The sequence below is a fragment of the Allobosea sp. CER48 genome (genome assembly GCF_044752385.1).
Classification (GTDB): Bacteria; Pseudomonadota; Alphaproteobacteria; order Rhizobiales; family Beijerinckiaceae; genus Allobosea.
The window spans coordinates 1-9935 of the sequence record NZ_JBIWYK010000068.1 but is presented as its reverse complement, the minus strand read 5'-3'; the positions used below and the strand labels follow the sequence as shown (position 1 = coordinate 9935).

Below are 9935 nucleotides of genomic sequence, written 5' to 3'. Positions count from 1 at the left end.
AGCGCCCGGGCCGCCAATGCGGCGATGGGCTAATCGGCCCGGCGGACTTGCGGGGGCGGCTGCGCTGCCGTAACCCGGTCTGGTCTCCTTCGGACCGCTTGCCACCATCATGACCGTCTCGATCACCGACCGTTACGCCGCCCTGGTCGAGGCGGGGGCCATCGAGCGCGACCTGGCTCAGGTGGCGGCGGTGAGGAAGCTCGAGGCGTTGACCACGACGCTCGCCGCCCGTCGGCTCGCCCGCAAGGGCAGCGCGCTGGGCTGGCTCTTCGGCAAGAAGCCGGATACCGCGCAGGCGCCGAAGGGGCTCTACATCTGGGGCTCGGTCGGCCGCGGCAAGACCATGCTGATGGACATGTTCTTCGAGGCGGCGCCGGTGAAGCGCAAGCGCCGGGTGCATTTCCACGAGTTCCTGGCCGACGTGCACGGCCGCATCAATGCCTATCGTCAGAAGATCAAGAGCGGCGAGGTCAAGGATTCCGACCCTATCGCGCCGGTCGCAGCGGACCTTGCGGACGAGGCCTATCTGCTCTGCTTCGACGAGTTCACCGTCACAGACATCGCCGACGCGATGATCCTCGGGCGGCTGTTCACGGCGCTGTTCGCGGCCGGAATCGTCGTGGTCGCGACCTCCAATGTCGAGCCGTCCCGGCTTTATGAGGGCGGCCTCAACCGGGCGCTGTTCCTGCCCTTCATCGATCTCCTCCAGACCAAGGTCGAGGTGCTCAAGCTGGACTCGCGCACCGATTTCCGGCTGGAGAAGCTGGGCGGGGCGCCGGTCTATCACGTGCCGGCCGACGACAGGGCGAAGGCTGCGCTCGATACGGCCTTCAAGGCGCTGTCGGGCGTGGCGCAGGGGCCGCGCACGGTGCTGACCGTGCAGGGCCACGAGCTGGCCTTGCCCCAGGCGGCGGGCGGCGTGGCGCGGGCGAGCTTCGCCGATCTCTGCGCGCAGGCCTATGGCGCCTCGGACTACATTGCCGTGGCGCAGCGCTTCCACACGCTGGTGCTCGACGATATTCCGATCCTGGATTTCGACCGGCGCAACGAGGCCAAGCGCTTCATCATCCTGATCGACACGCTCTACGAGCACCATGTGAAGCTCGTCGCCTCGGCGGCGGCGGAGCCGCATGAACTCTATCACGCGAAGCAGGGGCGCGAGGCCTTCGAGTTCGACCGCACCGTCTCGCGGCTGATCGAGATGCGTTCGGAGGACTATCTCGCCATGCCGCATGGCCGCCCGGACTCGGCGGCGAGCGGCGATACGACCGGCCTGGTCGAGACCTAGGGCCCTGACGATGCCGCAGCGCGAGCCGAGCGAGACCCGGATCCTTTCGGTCGCCAGCGAGCATCTGCGCAAGTTCGGACTGAAACGCTTCACCGTCGTCGCGGTGGCGGAAGAAGCGGGCATGACCCATGCCAATGTCTACCGTTACTTCCCGTCCAAGGGCGCGCTGATCGATGCCGTGGTCGATGTCTGGCTGAAGGCCACGGAGCGCCGGCTCGCCGACGTCGCGGATGGCCCGGACCCGGCCGACGACAAGCTCGAGCGCCTGATCCTGGCGCTGGCCAAGGCGAACCGCGACCTGCTCCAGGAAGAGCCGCACCTCTTCGCGGCGCTGTCGCTTGCCGTGGCCAAGCGCCACGCCATCAGCCGGCGCAACCGCACCCGGGTGAGGGCCTTGTTCGAACGCGTCGTCGACGAGGGCATCGCCACGGGGGTGTTCGAGCCGCGCGACCGCGAGCGTGCCATCGCCTTCGTGATCGATGCGACGAACCGGTTCATCCATCCAGCCTCGCTGGCCTTGGAGGCGGACGTTCCGCAGGCGTCCGTGGACATGCGGCTGTCGACGCTGATCCGGGTGATCCTGCGGGTGCTCGGCAGCGGCATCGTGTGAATAATCTGGTGACCAATTACAGATATTGTAAATTGTAATCGGACAGTTTCGTTCCACGCGGAACCGACCCTTTCCGGCGAATTGTTCTAAGTCATTGAAAAATCGAGGGCAGATTCCTGCGAAGGGAACGATGCAGCGATTTGCCCGAGAAAAGCCGCTTTTTCGGCAAGGGTTGCGGCAAAAGGCCGGTTTGGGCCAAAGGAACGCACGGTTTGGCCGGCTCCCCGGCCTGTCGCAGCGCCAAGGCATTTTTGAATGTCGAGGCCGGCAGCAGCCGGCGTCGATGGTAGCGCCAGAAACAAAGGACTACGCAATGGCCCGTAAGAAGATCGCCCTCATCGGCTCCGGCCAGATCGGCGGCACGCTCGCCCACCTCGCCGGCCTCAAGGAACTGGGCGACGTCGTTCTCTTCGACATCGCCGAGGGCATTCCGCAGGGCAAGGGCCTCGACATCGCCGAGTCGTCCCCGGTCGACGGCTTCGACGCCGGCTACAAGGGCACGAACTCCTACGAGGACATCAAGGGCGCCGACGTCGTGATCGTCACCGCCGGCGTGCCGCGCAAGCCCGGCATGAGCCGCGACGACCTGATCGGCATCAACCTCAAGGTGATGAAGGCGGTCGGCGAAGGCATCAAGCAGTACGCGCCGAAGGCCTTCGTGATCTGCATCACCAACCCGCTCGACGCGATGGTCTGGGCCCTGCAGAAGTTCTCGGGCCTGAAGCCCAACATGATCTGCGGCATGGCCGGCGTGCTCGACTCCGCCCGCTTCCGCTATTTCCTGGCCGAAGAGTTCAACGTCTCGGTCAAGGACGTCTCGGCCTTCGTGCTCGGCGGCCATGGCGACGACATGGTGCCGCTGGTCCGCTATTCCGGCGTCGCCGGCATCCCGCTGCCGGACCTCGTCAAGATGAAGTGGACCACCCAGGAGAAGCTGGACGCGATCGTCGAGCGCACCCGCAAGGGCGGCGGCGAGATCGTCAACCTGCTCAAGACCGGCTCGGCCTTCTATGCGCCTGCCGCCTCCGCGATCGCGATGGCCGAGAGCTACCTCAAGGACCAGAAGCGCGTGCTGCCGGCGGCCGCCGCGCTCAAGGGCCAGTACGGCGTCAAGGACATGTTCGTCGGCGTGCCGGTCGTGATCGGCGCCAAGGGTGTCGAGCGCGTCGTCAAGATCCGCCTCAATGGCGCCGAGAAGGAGATGCTGGCGAAGTCGGTGGCTTCGGTCCAGGGCCTGATCGACGCCTGCAAGACCGTCGATCCGTCGCTCGCGTGAGTTTAAGTAAGGGCGGTGGCGCGGTTTCGCGCCGCCGCCCTTTCGTCAATTTTCGGTCGCTGTCAGGGAAACCGAGCACATGAACATCCACGAATATCAGGGCAAAGCCATCCTCAAGGAATTCGGCGCGCCCGTTTCGGCCGGTTTCCCGGCACTGACGGTGGCGGAGGCGGTCGAGGCCGCCAAGAAGCTGCCGGGTCCGCTCTATGTCGTGAAGTCGCAGATCCATGCGGGCGGCCGCGGCAAGGGCAAGTTCAAGGAACTCGGCCCTGATGCGAAGGGCGGCGTTCGCCTCGCCAAGTCGGTCGCCGAGGTCGAGGCCCACGCCAAGGAAATGCTCGGCAACACGCTGGTGACGATCCAGACCGGCGAGACCGGCAAGCAGGTCAACCGCCTCTACATCGAGGACGGCTCGGACATCGAGAAGGAGTTCTACCTCTCGGCTCTGGTCGACCGCGAGACCTCGCGCATCGCCTTCGTCGTCTCGACCGAGGGCGGCATGGACATCGAGGCCGTCGCCCATGACACGCCCGAGAAGATCGAGACCTTCTCGGTCGACCCGGCCACCGGCATCATGCCGCATCACGGCCGCGCCATGGCGCGCATCCTCGGATTGCAGGGCGACCTCGCCAAGCAGGCCGGCACCGTGCTCGGCCAGATCTACAACGCGTTCGTGGCCAAGGACATGGACATGCTGGAGATCAACCCGCTGATCGTGACCACCCAGGGCCAGCTCAAGTGCCTGGACGCCAAGATCTCGTTCGATTCCAACGCTCTCTACCGTCACCCGGAAGTCGTCGCCCTGCGCGACACCACGGAAGAGGACGAGAAGGAGATCGAGGCGTCCAAGTACGACCTCGCCTATATCGCGCTCGACGGCACGATCGGCTGCATGGTCAACGGCGCCGGCCTCGCCATGGCGACGCTCGACATCATCCAGCTCTACGGTGAAAGCCCGGCCAACTTCCTCGACGTCGGCGGCGGCGCTTCCGAAGAGAAGGTGACGGCGGCGTTCAAGATCATCACCGCCGACCCGAAGGTGAAGGGCATCCTCGTCAACATCTTCGGCGGCATCATGAAGTGCGACGTCATCGCGCGCGGCGTCATCGCCGCGGTGAAGGCCGTCGGCCTCCAGGTCCCGCTGGTCGTGCGCCTCGAAGGCACGAATGTCGAGGAAGGCAAGCAGATCATCCGCGAGTCCGGCCTGAACGTCATCCCCGCCGACGACCTCGACGACGCCGCGCAGAAGATCGTCGCCGCGATCAAGAAGGCCTGAGGAGCAGACATGTCCATCCTGATCGACAAGAACACCAAGGTCATCTGCCAGGGCTTCACCGGCAAGAACGGCACCTTCCACTCCGAGCAGGCGATCGCCTATGGCACGCAGATGGTCGGCGGCACCTCGCCGGGGAAGGGCGGTTCGCTCCATCTCGGCCTGCCCGTCTTCGACAGCGTGCACGAGGCCAAGGCCAAGACCGGTGCCACGGCGTCCGTCGTCTACGTGCCGCCCCCGGGCGCGGCCGATGCCATCTGCGAGGCGATCGATGCCGAGATTCCCCTCGTCATCTGCATCACGGAAGGCATCCCGGTGCTCGACATGGTCCGCGTCAAGCGTTCGCTGGTCGGCTCCAAGACCCGCCTGATCGGTCCGAACTGCCCCGGCGTCGTCACCGCCGGTCAGTCGAAGATCGGCATCATGCCGGCGAACATCTTCAAGCCGGGCAATGTCGGCATCGTCTCGCGCTCGGGCACGCTGACCTATGAGGCGGTGTTCCAGACCACGAACGAGGGCCTGGGCCAGACCACGGCCGTCGGCATCGGCGGCGACCCGGTCAAGGGCACCGAGTTCATCGACATGCTCGAGATGTTCCTGGCCGACGACAAGACCGAGTCGATCGTCATGATCGGCGAGATCGGCGGCTCGGCCGAAGAGGACGCGGCGCAGTTCATCAAGGACGAGGCCAAGCGCGGCCGCAAGAAGCCGATGGTCGGCTTCATTGCCGGCCGCACGGCGCCTCCGGGCCGCCGCATGGGCCATGCCGGCGCGATCATCTCGGGCGGCAAGGGCGGCGCCGAGGACAAGATCGCGGCGATGGAAGCGGCCGGCATCCGGGTTTCGCCGTCGCCGGCTCGCCTTGGAAAGACCTTGGTCGAGGTGCTCAAGGGCTGATCCACCCTCGGGTGCGACAGCGGAGCGGTCGCGGCCCGGCGCGAAGCCGGGCATGACGACCATGACGACGATGCCCGGAGATAGGCTCCGGGCATGACGAACAAGCAGGAGGTCCGGACAGGGGTCCGGGCCTATCGCAAGCGGCGAAGGAAGGCAGGAGCATCATGGCTCGCCAGGACATCAACGAGGCTCTCGCGCAGACCGGGTTCCTCTATGGCGGCAACGCGGCCTATATCGAGGACCTCTACGCCCGCTACGAAGCCGACCCGAAGTCGGTCGACGAGCAGTGGCAGAGCTTCTTCGGAGCGTTGAAGGACGACAAGGAAGCCGTCCTGCAGAATGCCAAGGGTGCCTCCTGGAAGAAGCCGAACTGGCCTATCGCGGCCAGTGGCGAGCTCGTCTCGGCGCTCGACGGCAACTGGGCCCAGGTCGAGAAGGCGGTTTCGGACAAGCTCGGCGCCAAGGCCAAGGCCGCCGGCACCGCGCTCTCCGCCGCCGACGTGCAGCAGGCGACGCGCGACTCGGTGCGTGCGATCATGCTGATCCGCGCCTACCGCATGCGTGGCCATCTCCACGCCAAGCTCGACCCGCTCGGCATCGAGAGCCGCAACGACCCCGAGGAGCTGTCGCCGGCCGCCTTCGGCTTCACCGACGCCGATCTCGACCGCAAGATCTTCATCGACAACGTGCTCGGCATGGAGTTCGCCACCGTCCGCGAGATGGTCGCGGTGCTGCAGCGGACCTATTGCGGCACGGTCGGCATCGAATTCATGCACATCTCCGACCCCGAGCAGAAGGCCTGGTTGCAGGAGCGCATCGAGGGGCCGGACAAGGAAATCGCCTTCACCCGCGAGGGCAAGCGCGCGATCCTGAACAAGCTGATCGAGACCGAGGGCTTCGAGAAGTTCCTCGACCTGAAATACACGGGCACCAAGCGCTTCGGCCTCGACGGCGGCGAGGCACTGGTTCCGGCGCTGGAGCAGATCATCAAGCGTGGCGGCGCGCTCGGCGTCCGCGACATCGTCTTCGGCATGGCTCATCGCGGCCGCCTCAACGTGCTGACCCAGGTGCTCGGCAAGCCGCACCGCGCGCTCTTCCACGAGTTCAAGGGCGGTTCCTTCGCGCCTGATGACGTCGAGGGTTCGGGCGACGTGAAGTACCATCTCGGTGCGTCCAGCGATCGCGAGTTCGACGGCAACAACGTCCATATCTCGCTGACCGCCAACCCGTCGCATCTCGAGATCGTCGATCCCGTGGTGCTCGGCAAGGTCCGCGCCAAGCAGGACCAGTTCGGCGACATCGTCGAGCGCTCGAAGGTGCTGCCCCTGCTGATCCATGGCGATGCCGCCTTCGCCGGCCAGGGCGTCGTGGCGGAGTGCCTCGGCCTCTCCGGGCTGAAGGGCCACCGCACCGGCGGCTCGCTGCACTTCATCATCAACAACCAGATCGGCTTCACCACCTATCCGCGCTATTCGCGCTCCTCGCCCTATCCGTCCGACGTGGCGAAGATGGTCGAGGCGCCGGTGTTCCATGTGAACGGCGACGACCCGGAGGCGGTGGTCTTCGCCGCCAAGATCGCGATCGAGTTCCGGCAGAAGTTCCACAAGCCTGTCGTGATCGACATGTTCTGCTATCGCCGCTTCGGCCATAACGAAGGCGACGAGCCGGGCTTCACCCAGCCGCTGATGTACCGCAAGATCCGCGGCCACAAGACGACGCTGGAGCTCTACGCCGCCAAGCTCGAGGCCGAGGGCGTTCTCAACGCCGGCGAGATCGACGAGATGCGCGCGGCCTGGAAGGCGAAGCTCGAGATCGAGTTCGACGCCGGCCAGACCTTCAAGCCGAACAAGGCCGACTGGCTCGACGGCCGCTGGGCGGGCATGAAGGCGATCCGCGCCGACGAGGACGATCCGCGCCGCGGCGCCACCGGCGTGCCGGAGGCGGTGCTGAAGGAGATCACCGACAAGATCACCTCGGTTCCCGCCGGCTTCAACGTGCACCGCACGATCCAGCGCTTCCTCGACAACCGCAAGAAGGCGGTCGAGAGCGGCGAGGGCATCGACTGGGCGACCGCCGAGGCGCTGGCTTTCGGCTCGCTGCTGCTCGACGGCAACCCGGTCCGCCTCTCCGGGCAGGACTGCGAGCGCGGCACCTTCTCGCAGCGCCATTCGGTGCTGATCGACCAGGAGACGGAGGCGCGCCACACCTCGCTGAACAACATCCGCGACGGCCAGGCGCGCTACGAGGTCATCAACTCGATGCTCTCGGAAGAGGCGGTGCTCGGCTTCGAGTACGGCTACTCGCTGTCGGAGCCGAACGCGCTGACGATGTGGGAAGCCCAGTTCGGCGACTTCGCCAACGGCGCGCAGGTCGTGTTCGACCAGTTCATCTCCTCCGGCGAGCGCAAGTGGCTGCGCATGTCCGGCCTCGTCTGCCTGCTGCCGCATGGCTATGAGGGCCAGGGTCCGGAGCACTCCTCCGCCCGCCTCGAGCGCTTCCTGCAGATGTGCGCCGAGGACAACATGCAGGTGGCGAACTGCTCGACGCCTGCGAGCTACTTCCACATCCTGCGCCGTCAGCTGAAGCGGGATTTCCGCAAGCCGCTGATCCTGATGACGCCGAAGTCGCTGCTGCGCCACAAGCGCGCCGTCTCCGATCTCGGCGAGCTGGCCGAGGGCTCGACCTTCCACCGCGTGCTGCATGATGATGCCGAGCGCGGCAAGTCGACCACCAAGCTGGTCAAGGACGCGAAGATCCGCCGCGTCGTGCTCTGCTCGGGCAAGGTCTATTACGACCTGCTGGAAGAGCGCGAGAAGCGCGGCGTCGACGACGTCTACCTGATGCGCGTCGAGCAGCTCTATCCGTTCCCGCTGAAGACGCTGGCGCAGGAGCTGTCGCGTTTCAAGGGCGCGGATGTGGTGTGGTGCCAGGAGGAGCCGAAGAACATGGGCTCCTGGACCTTCGTCGAGCCCTATCTCGAGTGGGTGCTGGGCCATGCCGGCTCGAAATCGAAGCGCCCGCGCTATGTCGGGCGCCCGGCCTCGGCCGCGACCGCGACCGGCCTGATGTCGAAGCACATGGCGCAACTCAACGCCTTCGTCGAAGAGATCTTCGCAGCCTGATCAACTCCCCGGCGGCGCCGCTTCGGTGCTGCCGGGTTTCCGTCCCGCATCGGCGTTTCCGGCGATCTCGTCGCGATCCTCGTGCCGATGTCGAACCGACCGCCAGAGAACGACAAGACAGAGGCCTGACATGGCGACCGAAATCCGCGTACCCACCCTCGGCGAATCCGTTTCCGAGGCCACGATCGGCAAGTGGTTCAAGAAGCCGGGCGAGGCCGTGAAGGCCGACGAGCCCCTCGTCGAGCTGGAAACCGACAAGGTGACGCTCGAGGTCAACGCTCCGGCCGCCGGCGTGCTCGGCGAGATCGTCGCCAAGGAAGGCGACACGGTCGGCGTCAGCGCGCTGCTCGGCACGATCGCCGAAGGCGGTGCAGCCGCTGCGGCGCCTGCGCCGAAGGCGGAGGCCAAGCCCGCGGCTGCTCCGGCTCCTGCCGCCGAGGCTCCGAAGGCTGCCGCGACCAAGGCTGCCGATTCCGGCCCGGCCGTGTCGCGCCTGGCCGCCGAGAGCGGCATCGACGCCTCGTCCGTCCCGGCTTCGGGCAAGGATGGCCGCGTGACCAAGGGCGACATGCTGGCCGCGATCGCGACCGGTGGCGCTGCCGCCCCTGCGGCGGCTCCCGCGCCCGTGCAGGTCCGTGCGCCGTCGGCGCCGGACGATGCCTCGCGCGAAGAGCGCGTCAAGATGACGAAGCTGCGCCAGACCATCGCGCGCCGCCTCAAGGAGGCCCAGTCCAACGCCGCGATGCTGACGACCTTCAACGAGGTCGACATGACCAACGTCATGGCGCTGCGCAACCAGTACAAGGACGCGTTCGAGAAGAAGCACGGCGTGAAGCTCGGCTTCATGGGCTTCTTCGTGAAGGCCTGCGTGCAGGCGCTCAAGGAGATCCCGGCCGTGAACGCCGAGATCGACGGCACCGACATCGTCTACAAGAACTACTATCACATCGGCGTCGCCGTCGGCACGGACAAGGGCCTGGTGGTTCCGGTGGTGCGCGATGCGGACGATCTGTCGATCGCCGGCGTCGAGAAGAAGATCGGCGAGTTCGGCCGCAAGGCGCGTGACGGAAAGCTCTCCATCGAGGAGATGCAGGGCGGCACCTTCACGATCTCCAACGGCGGTGTCTACGGCTCGCTGATGTCGACCCCGATCCTCAACGCGCCGCAGTCGGCGATCCTGGGCATGCACAAGATCCAGGAGCGCCCGGTCGTGGTCGCCGGCAAGATCGAGATCCGCCCGATGATGTATCTCGCGGTCAGCTACGACCACCGCATCATCGACGGCAAGGAGGCCGTGACCTTCCTCGTCCGCGTCAAGGAAGGCCTGGAGGATCCGGCGCGTCTCGTGCTCGATCTCTGAGGCCAGGCTCATGAGGATCCCGGCAAGGCTGGTCGCTGGCGGCCTCGCACTGGCCGGGATCATCAACCTGCTTCCGATCATCGGCGCAGCCGGCACGGGCTGGCTGCGT

At 66.4% G+C, this 9935-nt stretch carries 7 protein-coding genes; all 7 read left to right on the top strand.

Annotated features, from left to right (window positions below; all coding sequences use genetic code 11):
* The first annotated feature begins 109 nt into the window (after positions 1-109).
* The 7 genes from zapE (at position 110) to odhB (ending at position 9826) form a co-directional block, all read left to right on the top strand.
* Entirely contained in the window at positions 110-1288 is a 1179-nt protein-coding gene (gene zapE, locus ACIPIA_RS04680; protein ID WP_400507153.1) for a cell division protein ZapE, read from the top strand.
* Between the two features lie 10 nt (positions 1289-1298).
* Positions 1299-1898 (top strand): TetR/AcrR family transcriptional regulator, encoded by a 600-nt coding sequence (locus tag ACIPIA_RS04675; RefSeq protein ID WP_400507151.1) that lies wholly within the window; start codon positions 1299-1301, stop codon positions 1896-1898.
* 313 nt (positions 1899-2211) lie between these two features.
* A complete protein-coding gene (gene mdh, locus ACIPIA_RS04670) occupies positions 2212-3174 on the top strand; it encodes a malate dehydrogenase (RefSeq protein ID WP_400507150.1) in 963 nt (320 codons plus the stop codon).
* A gap of 79 nt (positions 3175-3253) precedes the next feature.
* Complete coding sequence (gene sucC / locus ACIPIA_RS04665) at positions 3254-4450, top strand: ADP-forming succinate--CoA ligase subunit beta (protein WP_400507148.1); 1197 nt, start codon at positions 3254-3256, stop codon at positions 4448-4450.
* 9 nt (positions 4451-4459) lie between these two features.
* Entirely contained in the window at positions 4460-5344 is an 885-nt protein-coding gene (gene sucD, locus ACIPIA_RS04660) for a succinate--CoA ligase subunit alpha (RefSeq protein WP_400507146.1), read from the top strand.
* A 164-nt stretch (positions 5345-5508) separates the two neighbouring features.
* On the top strand, positions 5509-8466 hold the full coding sequence (locus tag ACIPIA_RS04655; RefSeq protein ID WP_400507144.1) for a 2-oxoglutarate dehydrogenase E1 component: 2958 nt from the start codon (positions 5509-5511) through the stop codon (positions 8464-8466).
* Positions 8467-8596: 130 nt separating this feature from the next.
* Positions 8597-9826: a 2-oxoglutarate dehydrogenase complex dihydrolipoyllysine-residue succinyltransferase gene (gene odhB / locus ACIPIA_RS04650; RefSeq protein WP_400507142.1), complete on the top strand. Its 1230-nt coding sequence runs from the start codon at positions 8597-8599 to the stop codon at positions 9824-9826.
* The last annotated feature ends 109 nt before the right edge of the window (positions 9827-9935 follow it).

Bases quoted from the DNA above. Each gene is read 5' to 3' on its own strand.
- mdh (WP_400507150.1), top strand. From the start codon at position 2,212: ATGGCCCGTAAGAAGATCGCCCTCATCGGCTCCGGCCAGATCGGCGGC.
- zapE (WP_400507153.1), top strand. From the start codon at position 110: ATGACCGTCTCGATCACCGACCGTTACGCCGCCCTGGTCGAGGCGGGG.
- ACIPIA_RS04675 (WP_400507151.1), top strand. From the start codon at position 1,299: ATGCCGCAGCGCGAGCCGAGCGAGACCCGGATCCTTTCGGTCGCCAGC.
- odhB (WP_400507142.1), top strand. From the start codon at position 8,597: ATGGCGACCGAAATCCGCGTACCCACCCTCGGCGAATCCGTTTCCGAG.
- sucC (WP_400507148.1), top strand. From the start codon at position 3,254: ATGAACATCCACGAATATCAGGGCAAAGCCATCCTCAAGGAATTCGGC.
- ACIPIA_RS04655 (WP_400507144.1), top strand. From the start codon at position 5,509: ATGGCTCGCCAGGACATCAACGAGGCTCTCGCGCAGACCGGGTTCCTC.
- sucD (WP_400507146.1), top strand. From the start codon at position 4,460: ATGTCCATCCTGATCGACAAGAACACCAAGGTCATCTGCCAGGGCTTC.